The organism is Mesorhizobium sp. 113-3-9 (genome assembly GCF_016756515.1).
Lineage (GTDB): Bacteria > Pseudomonadota > Alphaproteobacteria > Rhizobiales > Rhizobiaceae > Mesorhizobium.
This window is the reverse complement of sequence record NZ_AP023246.1, coordinates 2,379,355-2,397,160: the sequence shown is the minus strand read 5'-3', so window position 1 is coordinate 2,397,160 and position 17,806 is coordinate 2,379,355. Positions and strand designations below refer to the sequence as shown.

At 64.7% G+C, this 17,806-nt stretch carries 12 protein-coding genes; 6 read left to right on the top strand and 6 right to left on the bottom strand.

Features of this window, described 5'->3' with window-relative positions; translation table 11 throughout:
• Positions 1 to 121: 121 nt before the first annotated feature.
• The 6 genes from MesoLj_RS11535 (at position 122) to MesoLj_RS11510 (ending at position 10,921) form a co-directional block, all read left to right on the top strand.
• Positions 122 to 1,501 (top strand): efflux RND transporter periplasmic adaptor subunit, encoded by a 1,380-nt coding sequence (locus MesoLj_RS11535; protein ID WP_202326058.1) that lies wholly within the window; start codon positions 122 to 124, stop codon positions 1,499 to 1,501.
• Positions 1,498 to 4,626, top strand: a complete 3,129-nt coding sequence (locus MesoLj_RS11530) for an MdtB/MuxB family multidrug efflux RND transporter permease subunit (protein WP_202326057.1) — start codon at positions 1,498 to 1,500, stop codon at positions 4,624 to 4,626. The genes MesoLj_RS11535 and MesoLj_RS11530 overlap by 4 nt, the downstream gene beginning before the upstream one ends.
• Positions 4,623 to 7,907 (top strand): efflux RND transporter permease subunit, encoded by a 3,285-nt coding sequence (locus MesoLj_RS11525; protein ID WP_202326056.1) that lies wholly within the window; start codon positions 4,623 to 4,625, stop codon positions 7,905 to 7,907. Before MesoLj_RS11530 ends, MesoLj_RS11525 begins: the two co-directional genes overlap by 4 nt.
• A 196-nt stretch (positions 7,908 to 8,103) precedes the next feature.
• Positions 8,104 to 8,478, top strand: coding sequence for a hypothetical protein (locus MesoLj_RS11520; RefSeq protein ID WP_140771651.1), 375 nt, complete (start codon positions 8,104 to 8,106; stop codon positions 8,476 to 8,478).
• A gap of 504 nt (positions 8,479 to 8,982) precedes the next feature.
• Positions 8,983 to 9,897 (top strand): hypothetical protein, encoded by a 915-nt coding sequence (locus tag MesoLj_RS11515; RefSeq protein ID WP_202326055.1) that lies wholly within the window; start codon positions 8,983 to 8,985, stop codon positions 9,895 to 9,897.
• Between the two features lie 157 nt (positions 9,898 to 10,054).
• The gene (locus MesoLj_RS11510; protein WP_202326054.1) at positions 10,055 to 10,921 is read left to right on the top strand and encodes a hypothetical protein; all 867 of its coding nucleotides are present in this window, start codon (positions 10,055 to 10,057) and stop codon (positions 10,919 to 10,921) included.
• 240 nt (positions 10,922 to 11,161) lie between these two features.
• On the opposite strand, the gene amaB is transcribed toward MesoLj_RS11510, so the two are convergent.
• From amaB to MesoLj_RS11480, 6 genes are all read right to left on the bottom strand, one after another.
• Positions 11,162 to 12,676, bottom strand: a complete 1,515-nt coding sequence (amaB, locus tag MesoLj_RS11505; protein WP_202326053.1) for an L-piperidine-6-carboxylate dehydrogenase — start codon at positions 12,674 to 12,676, stop codon at positions 11,162 to 11,164.
• 198 nt (positions 12,677 to 12,874) lie between these two features.
• A complete protein-coding gene (locus tag MesoLj_RS11500; RefSeq protein ID WP_202326052.1) occupies positions 12,875 to 14,149 on the bottom strand; it encodes an RNA polymerase sigma factor in 1,275 nt (424 codons plus the stop codon).
• Entirely contained in the window at positions 14,146 to 14,520 is a 375-nt protein-coding gene (locus MesoLj_RS11495) for a YciI family protein (RefSeq protein WP_056578181.1), read from the bottom strand. Before MesoLj_RS11495 ends, MesoLj_RS11500 begins: the two co-directional genes overlap by 4 nt.
• Before the next feature lie 94 nt (positions 14,521 to 14,614).
• Entirely contained in the window at positions 14,615 to 15,703 is a 1,089-nt protein-coding gene (locus MesoLj_RS11490) for a DNA topoisomerase IB (protein ID WP_202326051.1), read from the bottom strand.
• 103 nt (positions 15,704 to 15,806) lie between these two features.
• On the bottom strand, positions 15,807 to 16,745 hold the full coding sequence (locus tag MesoLj_RS11485; protein ID WP_202326050.1) for a glycosyltransferase family A protein: 939 nt from the start codon (positions 16,743 to 16,745) through the stop codon (positions 15,807 to 15,809).
• Between the two features lie 146 nt (positions 16,746 to 16,891).
• Positions 16,892 to 17,776 (bottom strand): transglutaminase family protein, encoded by an 885-nt coding sequence (locus MesoLj_RS11480; protein WP_140771665.1) that lies wholly within the window; start codon positions 17,774 to 17,776, stop codon positions 16,892 to 16,894.
• Between the last annotated feature and the right edge of the window lie 30 nt (positions 17,777 to 17,806).

The following is a 17,806-nucleotide window of genomic DNA, read 5'->3' as shown; positions in this document are numbered from 1 at the left end:
CACCAGGGCGCGATGGCGCGACCGAAGCGAACGGCCGCAGAGCCGTTCGAACCTGTCCAAGTGTTAATTCGACTTGGGCCGGTTTCAGCCATATTGGTTCACGGGGGTGAAAGACGCCGCCATGGACCAGCAATTGGAAATGCCCCTGCAGACGACCGTCGCGCAACGCCGTTCGCGCGGCTGGATCCCCTGGCTGATCTTCATTGCGATAGTTGCCGCCACGGGCGCCTATCTCTATCAGCGGCCGCATGTCGAGGCCAGGCAGCCCGGCGGCAGACGCGGCGCGCAGCCGACGACGATCGGCGCCGCCGCCATCGAAAAGGGCACGATAGATGTCGCCCTCAATGCCCTCGGCACGGTGACTTCGCTCTCCACGGTCACGGTCAAGCCGCAGGTCACCGGTCCGCTCGTCCAAGTGAATTTCAAGGAGGGCCAGGACGTCAAGAAGGGCGACCTGCTGGCGCAGATCGATCCCCGCCCCTACCAGGCGGCGCTTGCCCAGGCCCAGGGCCAGTTGATGCGCGACCAGGCCATGCTCAGGGATGCCCAGCTCGACCTCGTTCGTGACCAGAAGCTGGTGGCCCAGGGAACGGCGACACCCCAGACCCTCGACGCGCAGGTCGCCCTTGTCGCGCAGGATCAGGGTTCCATCCAGGTCGACCAGGCGATGATACAGACCGCCACCCTCAATCTCGATTATTGCCGCATCCTGGCTCCGGTCGACGGACGGGCCGGCCTGCGCCAGGTCGATGAGGGCAACTACGTAACCCCCAGCGATGCCAACGGCATCGTCGTCATCACGCAGGTCCAGCCGATCAGCGTGCTGTTCACCGTGCCCGAGGATGAATTGCCCGCGATCGCGCAGCGCATGCAGCAGGGGGCCACGCTGCCCGCCACCGCCTTCGACCGCGCCGGAGCCAAGAAGCTTGCCGACGGCCAGCTCGAGACCTTCGACAGCCAGATCGACCCAAGCACCGGCACCATCAAGCTGAGGGCGGGCTTCGCCAATGAGGCGCGTGTCCTCTATCCGAACCAGTTCGTCAACGTCGCGCTTCTCGTCGACGAGCACAAGGACGTGGCGATCGCCCCAGTAGCGGCGATCCAGCGCGGCCTGCCCGGCACCTTCGTCTACCTGGTCAATCCCGACAGCACGGTTTCCGTGCGCAAGGTCACGCTCGGCGTCACCAATGGCGAGCACGTCGAGATACTCGCCGGCCTGAACCCCGGCGAGCGTGTCGTCGTCGACGGCGCCGACAAGCTCCGCGACGGCGCCCATATCAACCTCGGACAGGACGGCCAGGCGCCAGCCCCGGCACAGCCCTCAACACAGGCGCCAGCACAGACACCTCCGCAGGCATCCGCTGCCTTGCCGGCCGGCACTCAGTCGCAGGCGCCGGCACCCGACCAGCCCGCATCCGATACGCCGAAGCCGGACGACACGGGCAGGCATAAGGGCCAGGGTCGCAAGCATCGTCACGCGGAGTCCGGGCAGCAGCAATGAGCCCGTCGCGAGCCTTCATCCTGCGGCCGGTGGCGACATCGCTGTTCATGGTCGCCATCATGCTTTCCGGCCTGCTGGCCTACCGCTATCTGCCCGTCTCGGCCCTGCCCGAGGTCGACTATCCGACCATCCAGGTGCAGACCTTCTATCCCGGCGCCAGCCCCGACGTCATGACGTCATCGGTCACAGCACCCCTGGAGGTCCAGCTCGGCCAGATCGCCAACCTCAACCAGATGAACTCGGTAAGCTCGGCCGGCTCCTCGGTCATCACGCTGCAGTTCAGCCTGGCGATCTCGCTCGATGTCGCCGAACAGGAGGTGCAGGCCGCCATCAACGCCGCCGGCAATCTCTTGCCGGCCGACCTGCCGGCGCCGCCGATCTATGCCAAGGTCAATCCGGCGGACGCGCCAGTGCTGACGCTGGGCCTGACCTCGGCCACGATGCCGCTGCGCGACGTGCAGCAGCTTGCCGACACCCGGCTGGCGCAGAAGATATCGCAGCTGCCGGGGGTCGGCCTGGTCAGCCTCAGTGGCGGCCAGCGCCCCGCCGTGCGCGTCCAGGCCGACCCGCGCAAGCTCGCAGCCTATGGCCTCAATCTCGACGACCTGCGCACCACGCTGGGCAGCGCCAACGTCAACACGCCGAAAGGTAATTTCGACGGCCCCTCGCGCGCCTACACGATCAACGCCAACGACCAGTTGAAGAGCGCCGACGAATATCGCTCACTGATCGTCGCCTACAAGGATGGCGCCCCGGTGCGGCTCAGCGATGTGGCCGATGTGGTCGACGCCACCGAGAACAACCGGCTGGCAGCCTGGATGAACAGCACGCCGGCGATCATCCTCAACATCCAGCGCCAGCCCGGCGCCAACGTCATCGACGTGGTGGACCGCATCAAGGCGCTGCTGCCGCAGCTCCAGGCCTCGCTGCCGAACGCCATCGACGTGAAGGTCCTGACCGACCGCACCACGACCATCCGCGCCTCGGTGCGCGACGTCGAATACGAGCTGACGCTGTCGATCATCCTGGTCGTGCTGGTCATCTTCGTCTTCCTGCGCAGCGCGCGCGCCACGCTGATCCCCAGCCTCTCGGTTCCCCTGTCGCTGGTCGGCACGCTCGGCGTCATGTACCTGTTCGGCTTCAGCCTCGACAATCTGTCGCTGATGGCGCTGACCATCGCCACCGGCTTCGTCGTCGACGACGCCATCGTCGTCATCGAGAACGTCGCGCGCTATGTCGAGGAAGGCGCGACTCCGCTGCAGGCGGCGCTGAAAGGGTCGCAGCAGATCGGCTTCACCATCATCTCGCTGACCGTCTCACTGATCGCGGTGCTGATCCCGCTTCTGTTCATGGGCGACGTCGTGGGCAGGCTATTCAGAGAATTCTCCATCACGCTCGCCACCACCATCCTGATCTCGGCCGTGGTGTCGCTGACGCTGGTGCCGATGGCCTGCGCCAAGCTGCTGAATCCCTTGTCGGCGGTGCATGAGAATGCCCTGCAGCGCGCCAGCCACGATTTCTTCGACTGGGTGATCCGCGGCTACGGCCGGGCACTGACCTGGGTGCTCGACCGGCAGACATTGATGCTCGTGGTGGCGGCGGCGACCCTGGTGCTGACGGCGGTGCTCTACGTGGTCATCCCCAAGGGGTTCTTCCCCGTGCAGGACACCGGCGTCATCCAGGCCATATCAGAGGCGCCGCAGTCGATCTCCTATGCCGCCATGGCGCAGCGCCAGCAGCAGCTGGCTGCCATCATCCTCAGGGATTCCGATGTCGACAGCCTGTCGTCCTTCATCGGCGTCGACGGCACCAACACCACGCTCAATGTCGGCCGCATCCTGATCAACCTCAAGCCGCATGAGGAGCGCACCGCCGATATCACCGCCGTCATCGCGCGCCTGAAACAGGAAGCCGCTTCGGTGGCTGGCGTCACCCTCTACATGCAACCGGTCCAGGATTTGACCATCGACGGCCAGGTCAGCCGCACCCAGTATCAATTCGTGCTCCAGGACGCCAATGCCGACGAATTGGGCGAATGGACGCCGAAGCTGCTCGCCAGGCTGAACACGCTGCCGCAGCTCGCCGATGTCGCCAGCGACCTGTCGAACAGCGGCCTTGCCGTCTTTGTCGACATCGACCGCGACCAGGCCGCCCGCTTCGGCATCACGCCGGCGACCGTCGACAATGCGCTTTACGACGCTTTCGGCCAGCGCATGGTCTCGACCATCTACACCACATCAAGCCAGTACCGCGTCATTCTCGAGGCCGCCCCGTCCGAACAGGACTCGCTGAAGGCGCTGTCCTCCGTCTACCTGCCTTCGTCAACGGGTGGCGCGCCGGTGCCACTGTCGGTGGTGGCGACCACCCATATCGCCACCTCGCCGCTGCAGATCACCCATATGGGGCAATTCCCGGCCACCACCGTCTCGTTCAACCTGGCGCCGGGCGCGTCGCTCGGCGAGGCGGTCACCGCGATCGAGCAGGCGCAAGCCGACATCGGCATGCCGCTCAGCATCATCACCAGCTTCCAGGGCGCCGCGCGCGCCTTCCAGGCGTCGCTCGACAACACGCTGTTCCTGATCCTGGCGGCGGTGGTGACGGTCTACATCGTGCTCGGCGTGCTCTATGAGAGCTTCATCCACCCGATCACCATCCTGTCGACGCTGCCTTCGGCCGGCATCGGCGCGCTGCTGGCGCTGATGATCGCCGGCCAGGACCTGACCATCATCTCCATCATCGGCATCATCCTGCTGATCGGCGTGGTCAAGAAGAACGCCATCATGATGATCGACTTCGCCCTCGACGCGCAGCGCCATGAAGGCAAGGCGCCGCGCGAGGCGATCTACCAGGCCTGCCTGCTGCGCTTCCGTCCGATCCTGATGACAACGCTGGCGGCTATGCTCGGCGCGCTGCCGCTGATGCTCGGCACCGGCGTCGGCTCGGAACTGCGCCATCCCCTGGGCGTCTCCATCGTCGGCGGCCTGCTGCTCAGCCAGTTGCTGACGCTGTTCACCACGCCGGTGATCTATCTCTGGTTCGACCGCCTCGCCGCTCGTTTCCGAGGCATCGAACCCAACCTTCCCCACGCCCCCACCCGCATTCCTGGGGCGGACGCCAGGTCATGAACCTGTCGGTTCCCTTCATCCGGCGGCCGGTGGCGACGACGCTGCTGACCTTCGGCCTGCTGGCGGCCGGGCTGGTGGCGTTTCCGCAATTGCCGGTGGCGCCGCTGCCGGCGGTCGACTACCCCGTCATCTCGGTGTCGGCCTCGCTGCCGGGGGCCAGTCCCCAGGTGGTGGCCAACACCGTCGCCAGCCCGCTCGAGCGGCATCTCGGCGAGATTGCCGACGTCAATGAAATGACCTCGTCGAGCAGCGTTGGCAGCGCCCGCATCACCTTGCAGTTCGGGCTGGACCGCGACATCGACGGCGCCGCGCGTGACGTCCAAGCGGCGATCAACGCCGCGCGCGCCGACCTGCCGTCCAGCCTGCGCTCCAACCCGACCTATCGCAAGGTCAATCCCGCCGATGCCCCGATCCTCATCCTGTCGATGACATCGGACACCCTGTCCAAGGGCCAGCTCTTCGATGCCGCCAGCACCGTGCTGGCGCAGAAACTATCGCAGGTCGACGGCATCGGCGAGGTCTCGGTGGGCGGCAGCTCGCTGCCGGCCGTGCGCGTCGAACTCAACCCGCAGGTGCTCTACGATTACGGCATCGGGCTGGAGGATGTGCGCGCGGCCCTTGCCTCCGCCAACGCCCACAGCCCCAAGGGCGCGATCGATGTCGGCCAGCAACGCTATCAGATCTACGCCAACGACCAGGCCAACCAGGCGGACGCCTACCGCTCACTCATCGTCGCCTACCGCAATGGCGCGCCGGTCAGGCTTTCCGATGTCGGCCAGGTCAATGATTCCGTCGAGAACATCCGCAATGCCGGTCTCGCCAACGGCAAGCCGGGCGTGCTGATCATCCTCAACCGCTCGCCCAACGCCAACATCATCGCGACGGTGGACCGGGTGAAGGCGCTGTTGCCGACGCTGCGCGCCTCCATCTCGCCGGCCATCGACCTGTCGCTGGCGGTCGACCGCTCGACCACCATCCGCGCCTCGCTGAGCGAGGTCGCGCGGACGCTGATGATCGCCATCGGCCTGGTGATCCTCGTCGTCTTCGTCTTCCTGCGCGACGTGCGCTCGGCGCTGGTGCCGATCGTGGCCGTGCCCGTGTCCCTGGTCGGCACGCTGGGCGCCATGTACCTCATGGGCTTCAGCATCGACAATCTGTCGCTGATGGCGATGACGGTCGCCACCGGCTTTGTCGTCGACGATGCCATCGTCGTGCTTGAAAACATCGCCCGCCACACCGCTTCCGGCATGGGCCGCATGGAGGCCGCCATCAAGGGCTCCCAGGAAGTCGGCTTCACCGTGCTGTCGATGAGCCTGTCGCTGATCGCCGTCTTCATCCCGATCCTGCTGATGGGCGGCATCGTCGGCCGGCTGTTCCGCGAATTCGCCATAACGCTGTCGGCGGCGATCCTGGTCTCGCTCGCAATATCGCTGACCACCACGCCGATGATGTGCTCGATCCTGCTGCGCTCCGAGGGACAACGCGAACACGGCCGGCTGTATCGTTTCAGCGAACGTATCTTCGAGGGCATGCTGAATTTCTATCGCCGGTCGCTGTCCTGGGCGCTCGACAATCCGCTGCTGATCATGGCCGTGCTTGCGGCCACGCTCTGCCTCAACGGCTACCTCTATGTCACCATCCCGAAGGGCTTCTTCCCGCAGCAGGACACCGGACGGCTGACCGGCTCGATCCAGGCCGACCAGGCAACCTCTTTCCAGTCGATGTCGCAGAAACTCAGCCAGTACGCGGCCATCGTCGGCAAGGATCCGGCCGTCGACACAGCCGTCGGCTTCACCGGCGGCGGCCAGACCAATTCCGGCTTCATGTTCGTGTCGCTGAAGCCGCTGGCCGAGCGCAAGATCTCCGCCGACCAGGTCATCGGCCGGCTGCGGCGCGAACTGGCTGATGTGCCGGGCGCCACGCTGTTCCTGCAGGCCGTGCAGGATATCCGCGTCGGCGGGCGCCAGTCGAACGCGCAATACCAGTACACATTGCAAGGTGACAGTTTCGACGAGCTGGCGGAGTGGGCGCCGAAGCTCGCCGCCGCGCTGCAAACAGAGCCCAGGCTCACCGACGTCAACTCCGACCAGCAGAACAAAGGCCTGGAAGCCGACGTCACCATCGACCGTGATACGGCGACGCGCCTCGGCGTATCAGCCAGCCAGATCGACAACACGCTCTACGACGCCTTCGGCCAGCGCCAGGTGTCGACCATCTACGTGGCGCGCAACCAGTACCACGTCATCATGGAGGTGGCGCCGCAATACTGGCAGAACCCGGACGCGCTGAACAAGGTCTATGTCAGCACCTCCGGCGGTTCGGTGCATGGTTCGCAGGCCAGCAATGCGGTCGCCGGCACATTCGCTGTATCAGGCCGGTCCACCTCGGCACAGTCGATCGCCGCCGACGCGGCGCGCAACCAGGCCAACAATTCCATCACCAGCACCGGCAGGACGGCGGCCTCGACCGGTTCGGCGGTCAGCACCGGAGCCGAGACCATGGTGCCGTTGTCGGCCGTCGCGCATTACGGCCCCGGCAGCACGCCGCTGTCGGTCAACCACCAGGGCCTGTTCGTCGCCACCACCTTGTCCTTCAATCTGGCGCCCGGCGTCGCGCTCAGCGAAGGCGTCGCGGCCATCAACGCCGCTGCCGACCGCATCGGCATGCCGGCCACCATCCATGGCAGTTTCCAGGGCACGGCGCGCGTCTTCCAGGACTCGCTGTCCGATCAGCCGCTGCTGATCCTCGCCGCGCTGATCGCCGTCTATGTCGTGCTCGGCATTCTCTACGAGAGTTACGCCCACCCGCTGACCATTCTGTCGACCTTGCCTTCGGCCGGTGTCGGCGCCTTGCTGGCGCTGACCCTGTTCAACATCGAGTTTTCGATCATGGCGCTGATCGGCATCATCCTCCTGATCGGCATCGTCAAGAAGAACGCGATCATGATGATCGACTTCGCGCTGGCTGCCGAGCGCAACGAAGGCAAGCCGGCGCATGACGCCATCTACCAGGCGTGCCTGCTGCGCTTTCGCCCGATCATGATGACGACCATGGCGGCATTGTTCAGCGCCGTGCCATTGGCGATCGGCCTTGGCGAGGGCGCGGAACTGCGCCAGCCGCTTGGCATCGCCATCGTCGGCGGCCTGATCCTGAGCCAGATCCTGACCCTCTACACGACGCCGGTCATCTACGTCTATGTCGACCGCTTCAGTCGCTGGTGCCGGCAATTGCGTTCACGGGCACGGTATCCCCGGCAACCAACTGTGCAAGCCGGGGAGTGAGCCGGCTCACCCCGCCGATCACAACCTGTCAACTCTCCGTTCCTGCGCCATGCCGGGCCCCGGAACATCCCTATATCGACTTTGCGGGCTACGAACCGCCGGCGATGACAGGATCATCGCGACGCGACGGGAGCAGATTGCCCGCGATCGGAAAGCGATAGCCTTACCGCTTTTCCCGTTGAAGGGAGGCGCAACCATGCGCGGTTTCACACCAAAGATCATAGCAATTGCATCGCTCCTGGCGGCAGTGCCACTATCGAGTGCTTACGCGGTGCATCGCCACCGGGTCGAACCTGGCGGCATGTCCGTCGAGTCACGGGCGGTCCTGGATCAGTTGCAGGGGGTCAAGCAGGGGATTGTCGAGGCAATGGATGCAAAGGCGATCACCCCTGAGCAGGAGCACGATCTGATGACGCAGGCTGACAGCATCCATCGCTCGGCCACGGGTGGCGGTGCATACCAGAGCTTGCTCGGCCAGATCGAGAGGCTGGATCAGCAACTGCAGACCGATTCAGGCGGCGGCACCTACATCGGCGACGGCGCCGATGGCGGTTATTACCCGAACGGCTGACGCGGGCTGATCATGATCGCACGGCGCCTCGGACAGGTTTCCGGGGCGCCGATTTTTTTCATCGAGCCTCGCGAACGAGCAAGGCAGGAGCCTGCCGGACCGAGGTAATTTGCGCGGATGGAAGCTGTTTCGGCCAGGCCTTGGCCGAAGGTCAAGCCACCAAGCCGAACATCCTCGACCAGCATCCGCCTGTTGCCATCCACCGGCGGGCCGGTGAGAAGGCCGTCACCGGCCCGCCAGCACCATGTGCATAGGCTTGTAGCCCCCTGCACTGGCTGCTTGCGATGAAGCCCGCACCGGCATAGGTGATATCGTTCGAGTTTGCCGCGCTGGAAGATCAATCCAACGGGCGCTCGTTCGACTGACGGTGATTGGGAGGATTTTTCCAAGCCATGGCAATCAGTTAGCAGACCGAACCGTGAACCTGTCGCCGTGGATCCATATCTCGGCTGGCGCTGTTCTTCGCAATTGGTACGTCTGGACACAAATACTGAAGATTGGAAAATGAGGAACGCAATCTCGCCATCAGAGTTGTTTCAAAGCTTCAGGAGATCCGCGCTGAAATTGGAAGACATAGCGGCCCATCCGGCCTTGCACCGCTACGTTCAGGAACAGTCGCAGTCCCTGATCCGAATCTATGAGGAAACACCGCGACTGGCTTCCATCTTTGCCACGCAGCAGCGCTGGCTTATGGGCCATGTCGGCCTTGCCATGCACTTCAGGCGCGATCCGAACGACCGCCGCAAGGAACTGACAGTCTCGCGTTTCATCGAGGTCGTGCACAAGAACGCGGTGGCCAGCCGCAACACGGCGGACGCCTTCATCAAGGAGATGCTGCACTACAACATCGCGGAGTATGTGGCGGGCGGGGACGGTCGCACGCATCCCCTGCAGCCGACGGCGGCCACCATTGAGAGATTCACCGGCTGGGTCATTGCCCATCTGCGCACGCTTGACCATATCGATGGCGGCGACCGGTTGGCCAGATTCCTGGACCGGCCCGACATGCTTGCCACGCTGCAGCCCCTGATAGCCGACGGCCTGCTGGCCTCGAAGCCGGTGCGTGAACCCAACCAGACCTTTTCCCTGTTCATCTGGCTCAACAATGGCGGCATCGTCATGGACTGGCTGATGTCCGGCATCGATCCCGATCACGCCGGCCTGGAGCGAATCCCGACCAGCGTGGTTTCGATCGGCGACTTCGCCAGATGGCTCAAGCTGTCGCGGACCCATCTCGGCCGCAAACTGCGCACCGCCGAGGAATTGGGCAGCATTGGCTGGGTTGGCCAGCGCGGCCATTCGGTGATGTGGGTGTCGCACGGGTTCTATGAGGAGTACATGACTGTCCAGGCCGCCAAGCTGGCCGTTGTCGACACTGCCTTCGAGACTTGTTTTCCGCCATCGCGAGGCGGTGGCTGAGCAGCGGCGTTTGCGCGAAGCGATGAAGCGCTCCCGCGATTTGTACCCACTGTGCGCATTCACTCACTGTTGACGGCCGGCGTCTGGACACGAGCCGCGAAGACTGAAAATGTGTTCTTGCGTCTTCGCGACAAGGGGTCTTATCGCAGCGGGGGGAATGGCGCTGACGTTGGAAGAAATTGCCGCTCATCCGGCACTGCATCGCTGTATCCGCGTCCAGGCACAGGCGATGAACCAGACTTATGAGATGAATCCGCGGCTCGCGTCGGTGTTTGCCACGCAGCAACGCTGGCTCATGGCCCATATCGGTCTCGCCTTGCATTTCAGGCGGGAGCCCGACGACTATCGCAAGGAACTGACGGCAGCCCGTTTCCTCGACGCGATCCGGCAGAATTCGGTGGCCAGCCGCAACACCGCCGACGCCTTCGTCAAGGAAATGCTGCACTACGGTTTCATCGAGTATGTGCCCAAGGCACAGGACGGCCGCATCCGTCCCATGCAGCCGGCCGCGGCCTCGCTGGAGCCGGTTACCCTCTGGCTGATGGCGCATCTGCAGACGCTGGACGGTCTCGACGGTGCGAACCGCCTGGCCCTGTTCCTGGCCAGGCCGGACGCGCTCGCCATGCTGCAGCCGCGGATTGCCGATGGCTTGCTCTCGTCCAATCCGGTGCGCGAGCCCAAGCAGACCTTTTCCCTGTTCACCTGGCTCAACAATGGCGGCGTCGTCATGGACTGGCTGATATCGGGCGTCGATCCCGAGCATGCCGGCCTCGACCGGATCCCGACCGGCGTCGTCTCGATCGGCGATTTCGCCAAATGGCTGAAACTGTCGCGCACTCACCTTGCACGCAAGCTTCGCGCCGCCGAAGACCTCGGCAGTGTCGGCTGGCTCGGCCAACGGGGCCAGTCGGTCATGTGGGTGTCGCGCGATTTCTATGGGGAATACATGGCCGCCCAGGCGGTGAAGCTGGCGATCATGGATGCCGCTTTCACCGAAACCTTTGGTTCGACGGCAGCCCGCTGACCCGTGCGTCGTCTGCCGCACGGGGGATGCACGAATCCGTCATGCCCGCTAGCACTCCGATCGCCGCTATGCGCGGCGCCATGATTGGAGAGGGACCTGCATGAAAGACGTTATGAAAAGCCGACCCTGGACAAGCGCGAACGATTGTCCAGCGTCAGTGCGGCATGTACGCCCTCCACCTGTGTCGATTGATGCTCGCCGAGCCCAATCGACACTAGCCTTGGACACCCCCCGGCGGTCTCAATCGATGTCGAATGAGACGCCCTGGGCCAGCGGCAGCGCCTTGGAGTAGTTCACCGTGTTGGTGGCGCGCCGCATATAGGCCCTCCACGCATCCGAGCCGCTCTCGCGGCCGCCGCCGGTTTCCTTTTCGCCGCCGAAGGCACCGCCGATCTCGGCCCCCGACGTGCCGATGTTGACGTTGGCGATGCCGCAGTCCGAACCGTCGACGCCGAGGAAGCGCTCCGATTCCTGCAGGTCGCGCGTGAAGATCGACGACGACAGGCCCGCACCCACCGCATTGTGCTCGTCGAGCACGGCGTCGAAGTCGGAATATTTCATCACATAGAGGATCGGCGCGAAGGTCTCTTCGGTCACCGGCGAGACCTGCTTCGGCATTTCGACAAGGGCGGGATGCACATAATAGGCATCGGGATGACCGTTCTCGACCCGCGTGCCGCCGGTCACCTTGCCGCCATGGGCCGTGGCCTCCTTCAACGACTTCTGCATGGCCTCGTAGGCGGCCTTGTCGATCAGCGGCCCGACCAGCGAGGAGGTCTCTAGCGGATTGCCGACCGAAACGCTCTGATAGGCCTTCTTCAGCCGCGGCAGCAGCGCGTCATAGACGCTCTCATGCACGAACAGGCGCCGCAGCGTCGTGCAGCGCTGCCCGGCCGTGCCCATGGCGCCGAAGGCAATCGCTCGCAGCGCCATGTCGAGGTCGGCGCTGGGCGCCACGATGCCGGCATTGTTGCCGCCGAGTTCCAGCACCGCGCGCGCAAAGCGCTTGGCCAGCCTTGGCCCGACCTCCCTGCCCATGCGCGTCGAGCCGGTGGCCGACACCAGCGGCACCTTGGGATGATCGACCAGGACTTCGCCGACGGCGCGATCGCCGATCAGCACCTGGAGCAGGCCCTGCGGCGCGTCGGCGCCGAAACGCTTGACGGCGCGCGCAAAGATCGCCTCGCAGGCAAGTGCGGTCAGCGGTGTCTTCTCCGACGGCTTCCACACCACCGCATCACCGCAGACCAGCGCCAGGGCTGCGTTCCACGACCACACCGCGACCGGGAAGTTGAAGGCGGAGATGACGCCGACGACGCCGAGCGGGTGCCAGGTTTCCATCATGCGATGGCCTGGGCGCTCGGTGGCGATGGTGAGACCATACAATTGCCGCGACAGGCCGACGGCGAAATCGCAGATGTCGATCATCTCCTGCACTTCGCCCAGCCCCTCGGACGGGATCTTGCCGACCTCGATCGACACCAGCCGGCCAAGCTCGGCCTTGTGGATACGCAATTCCTCGCCGAGCAGCCGCACTAGTTCGCCGCGCTTGGGCCCCGGCACCAGCCGCCAGGACTGGAACGCCTTGTGCGCGGCATCGATCGACCTGGCCGCATCGGCCGGCGAGATCGTTTTCAGCGCCGCGATCTCTTCACCCGTCACCGGGCTCTTCACGATCAGGTCGCCGCCGGCAAGCGCCTCCCTGGCAACACCCAGTTTCGCCAGAAGCTCAGCCGTTTCCTTCGCTATGGTCATTTTTGTCCCTTTCAGATCCCGTCGTCATCATATGGCGTCGGGTCAAAGCCTCGCCATTTCGCCCGCGTGCCAAAGGCACTCGAGGCACAGTCATGGCGTGGCCTTACTCGTTTCAGGGGAAAATCGCCACCCCGGCATGGTCCAAGCCCAAATTACAAGATTGAGCCAGAGACGATTGAGCCAGACCGGCGATGCTGCTCAGTTGGCCTTTTTCGCCGGCGTGCGTACTGCACCGTCTTTCATCAAACGGTCGATATGCATGCGGATATGGGCCGCTTCCGCGGCCGTGTTGGCAAGCGCGATAGCGCGGTCGAAGGCGATCCGCGCCTCCTCGCCCCGGTCGAGTTGCATCAGCAGTCCGCCCTTGAGGCCGAAGAAATGGAAATAGCCGGAAAGCCTCGGCTCCAGCGGCTCGATCATGGCAAGGGCGGCTTCCGGGCCGCGCACCTTGGAGACCGCCACCGCGCGGTTGAGCGTGATGACCGGCGACGGCTGCATCTGTTCGAGCAGGCCATAGAGCAGGTCTATCTCCACCCAGTCGGTGTCCTCGGCCTTATCAGCCCGCGCATGCAGGGCGGCGATCGCCGCCTGCACCTGGTAGGGGCCGGGCTTGCGATGGCGCAAAGCCTTGTCGACAAGGGCCAGCCCCTCGTCGATCATCTTGCGGCTCCACAGGCCGCGATCCTGGTCCTCGAGCAGCACGATCTCGCCGTCTTCGTCGAAACGGGCCGGTGCGCGCGCATGCTGGAGCAGGAGCAGCGCCGTCAGCCCCATGATTTCCGGCTCGGTCTGGAACAGCCGCAGCAACAGCCGGGCCAGCCGGATCGCCTCCTCGCAGAGCGGCGCGCGGGCCGGTGCCTCGCCGCTGTTGGTGGAATAGCCCTCGTTGAAGATAAGGTAGACCATGGCCGCCACCGCCGCGAGCCGCTCGGAGCGCTCGACGGCGCCCGGCGTCTCGAACGGCATACCGGCGTCGGCGATGCGCGCCTTGGCGCGGGTGATGCGCTGTTCCATGGCGCTCTCGCCAACCAGGAAGGCGCGCGCGATCTGCTTGACCGTCAGGCCGGAAACGATGCGCAGCGCGACCGCGATCTGCTGCGTTGCCGGCAGGTCCGGATGGCAGCAGATGAAGAGCAGCCGCAATATGTCGTCGCGGTAATGCGCTCCGTCCAGCCGCTCGGCGATATCGCTTTCGGCATCGTCCAGATCGGAGATCTGGTCTTCTTCGGGCATCGGCGCCTGCTTGGCGCGCTTGCGCACCGCGTCGATGCCGCTGTTGCGGCCGACGAAGATCAGCCAGGCCGCCGGATCACGCGGCGGCCCGTTCTGTGGCCAGTTCTTCAACGCCCTGAGACAGGCATCCTGGAAAGCTTCCTCCGCCGTATCGAGATCGCGGAAATAGCGCAGCAGCGCACCCATCGCCTGCGGGCGGGCGGCGCTGATCGCGGAGCTGATCCAGGCAAGTTCGGTCATACGGCAACCCCGGTGGGATTGAACACCGAGACCGGCCGTATCTCATAGGATCCACCGCTCGGATTGACCTCGGAAAGCTCACGGGCGAACTCGACGGCCTCGTCGAGATCGGCGCATTCGAGCGTATAGAAACCGAGGAACTGCTCCTTGGTCTCTGCGAACGGGCCGTCGATGACGATCGATTCGCCCTTGACCTTCCGCAGCGTCGTCGCCGCCGTCGTCGGCAGAAGCCGCGCCACGGGACCAAGCCGGCCGGCCTTGGCGTATTTCTCCTGGACGCCGAGGAGATTGGCCATGACTTCGTCGTCCTGCGCCTTGCTCCACGAGCTGACGACGTCTTCGGAGGCATAGCAGAGGATGGCGTAGAGCATGGCTGGTCCTTTCTGTATCAAAGGACGAAACAGTAGGGCCGATCCCGACACGACGTCGATAAAAAAATCCCGAGATGGCGGCTGATAATTGCCGTCAGTCATCGTTCGTGCGTTTCAACCATCTCAGCACGAGCGCCTCCTCCTCATCGAGCCCCTCGATGGACCGCTTGCGCTTGTTGGCCTCCGCCATTTCGGCAAGCAGCCGCCCCTGCAGCCAGGCCTCGAAGACCTGCGGGTGGATATAGCATTTGCGGCAGACCGCGCGGGTGTTGCCTAGCCGCTCGGCGACCTTGTCGATGACACTGTTCATCACGCGCTTTTGCTGTGCTTGGCTTTCGGGCAGCTCCGTCTGCGCAAACAGCGACGCGGCATGGATGGTGCCGCCCCATGTGCGGAAATGCTTCGAGCTGAAGGCATCGCCAACCGCCTGGCGGATATAGCGGTTGACGTCGTCGGAGCGGACCGGGCGCCTGTTGCCGTCCTCGTCGAGATACTGGAACAGCTTCTGGCCCGGCAGATCCTGTGCACCCCGTACGATCCCCGCAATGCGGCGGTCCACCAGCTTCAGTTTCCATTCCTTGCCGGACTTGCCCTTGAAGGCAAAGCGCAGGCTCGATCCCCTGATGTCGACATGGCGGTCGCGCAATGTCGTCAGGCCGAAGCTCTTGTTGTCACGCGCATAGGCGGCATTGCCGACGCGGATCATCGTGTTGTCGAGCAGCCAGACGACCGCGGCGACGACACGCTCAAACGGCAGGCCGCGGCGGCGGAAATCGCGGTCTATGGTGCGCCGGAGCTCCGGAAGGCTTTCGGCGAAGGCGACGAGGCTTGAATATTTGGCACCGTCGCGTTCCTCGGCCCATTGCGGATGATAGCGATACTGCTTGCGTCCGCGCTGGTCCCTTCCGGTCGCCTGGATATGCCCATCCGCGTCGGGCGAGATCCAGACATCCGTCCAAGCCGGCGGAATGACGATCGCCTCGATCCGTGCCCTGGTGGCATCCGAGACTGCTTTCCCGTCCGGCCCCTTGTAGGAAAACCGCTTGCCTGCCTTCAGCCGGCGGATGCCGGGCTCGGCATCGCTGACATAGGTCAGTGCGGCATCCCTTGCCGAAAGCTGCGCGCCATTCTTCGCTTCACCGCCAGCCGATCGGCTGTAGGTTGATCCGGATTTCTGCAGCATGACGGCTCCATGCAGATGTCGGTAGATAAGCCGTTGGCTGACTGCTGGTTCCACAGCCATCCGAAAAGTCCGTGATGCGGCGCCGAACGGGCGCCGAATTGCTCTAGAGCACGCCTTGCAGTTCTATCTGCTGAGCCGACAGCCGGCGGCGCACGGCGAGCTTGAGCTTGTAGCGCAGGCAGCGCCATGCCTCCGAGCGTCGCTTGGGCGCGACCGCCGCCACCGCCAGGAAGCGCGCGGCGGTGTCCAGGTCGCCACGGGCGTAGTGGACGCGGGCGATCTTGAGGGCGACGAGGCCCTCCCTGGCCTTGAGCGCCGAGACCGGGATGCTGCAATCCGTGAGCGTGCGCAGTTCGCGACGCCACTCCAGGAAGCGCCGCACCGGGTTGATCGCAAAACGATCGTCCGAACGGGTGGGCGAAACCTCATAGACCATCACCGGCTGCGGCATCATGGCCAGCGAGGCCTTGCTCATCAGTCGCGCCCAGAACAGCGTGTCCTCGTCATAGGCAAGACCCACAGGAAAACGCGTCTCGCCGATCAGGCGCCGGGACGCCAGCACGCTGCCCACCGCGACCGAACGTATGTCGCCTTTCACATAGGCGGAAGCGTTTGCCAGGCAGGCGGCCTGGTAGCCGTTCGGCACCTTGATCTGCCGATCCTCACCGCTCACGCGTCGTCGATAGGCGCCAACGATCATGTCGGCTTTCGGCTGGCTCTCGGCCTGCCGCAGCAGTGCGCGCAATCCGCCATCAAGATGCAGATCGTCGGCGTCGATCAGGTAAACCCAGGGATGGAGTGCCTCGGCCAGCGCCACGTTGCGGGCGCCGCCGGCGTCGCGGCAATTGGCCGGCAGCACACGCAGCGGCAAGTACAGTTGCGCCGCGGCCTGCAGCGCCGTCGCCGCCGTGCCGTCCGTCGATGCATCGTCGACCAGCAGGATCTCGCCGATAACCTCGGCCTCGCAGGCGAGTGACGCCAGTGTCGTGGCGATTGTGGCTGCTGCATTGTGGGCAGGAATGACGACGCTGACCGCTTTCAATTACAAAATCCCGCGCTCGCGCGCCTTGGCAGTACGATGATTGTCCCTCGGAACGAATACAGACTAGCGGCCCGTTCGATGTTTGAGAAGTCGCCTTCGACAATCCAGAATTGCAACAACGGGACGGTTCGGCGTTTCGCTCGCATTCACACCTTTTCGAGCGCGACCGGAATGACGTCGACGGCCTGCTCGCCCACCTGACCGCCCGTGGTCTTGAGAACGCCGACGATCGGCGCGACATCGGAATAGTCGCGGCCATAGCCGACGGTGATGTGGTCGTTGCTCGCCCGCATGCCGTTGGTCGGATCGAACTCCTGCCAGCCGGCGTCACGCCCGCACCAGACCTTGACCCAGGCATGCATGGCATCGGCGCCTTCCAGCCGGGGCTTCCCCTTGGGTGGAATGGTGCGCAGGAAGCCGCTGACGTAGCCGGCCGGAATGCCGAGCCCGCGCAGGCCGGCGATCATGATGTGCGAAAAATCCTGGCAGACGCCGCGCTTCAGCTTGAAGGCATCGCTGGCCCGGGTCCGCACCGTGGTCGCTTCGCCGTCATAGGTGAAGTCGCGATGGATGCGATTGCAGAGATTCATCGCCGTACCGGCGGCCGAACCGGCAATGCTGTCCCCCGCATAGGCGGTTATCGCCGCATCGATGCCGGAGTGAGCGCTTCCCGCCAAAAAATGGTGCGGCGCATCAGGCGCCAGCGACCGCACCGCGGCCAGCTCCTGCCTCAGCCGAGCGATATCGGGCGACACGTCGAGTCCGGGTTCCGGCCGCGACACCGAAACGCGTGCGCTCATACGGATGTCGAGCGCGTCATGCGCGTCGCGAAAGGCGATGGACGTGACGCTGTTGCCGAAGAAGTCCAAAAAATCCGACCGTTCATTCGGCGCCGGCGTGAATGACAGGGATGCGGCGATGACGCGTTGCACACCGGAAATCGTCGACGGCAGCACGCGGATCTGATGGCGGCCGCCGCCGGCCGCGGCTGCGTAGTCGTAATGGAGATGGAGCCTGATGTCGTAGAGCATGCGCTGCTTTTCTTGTTTGCCGCAGGTTCT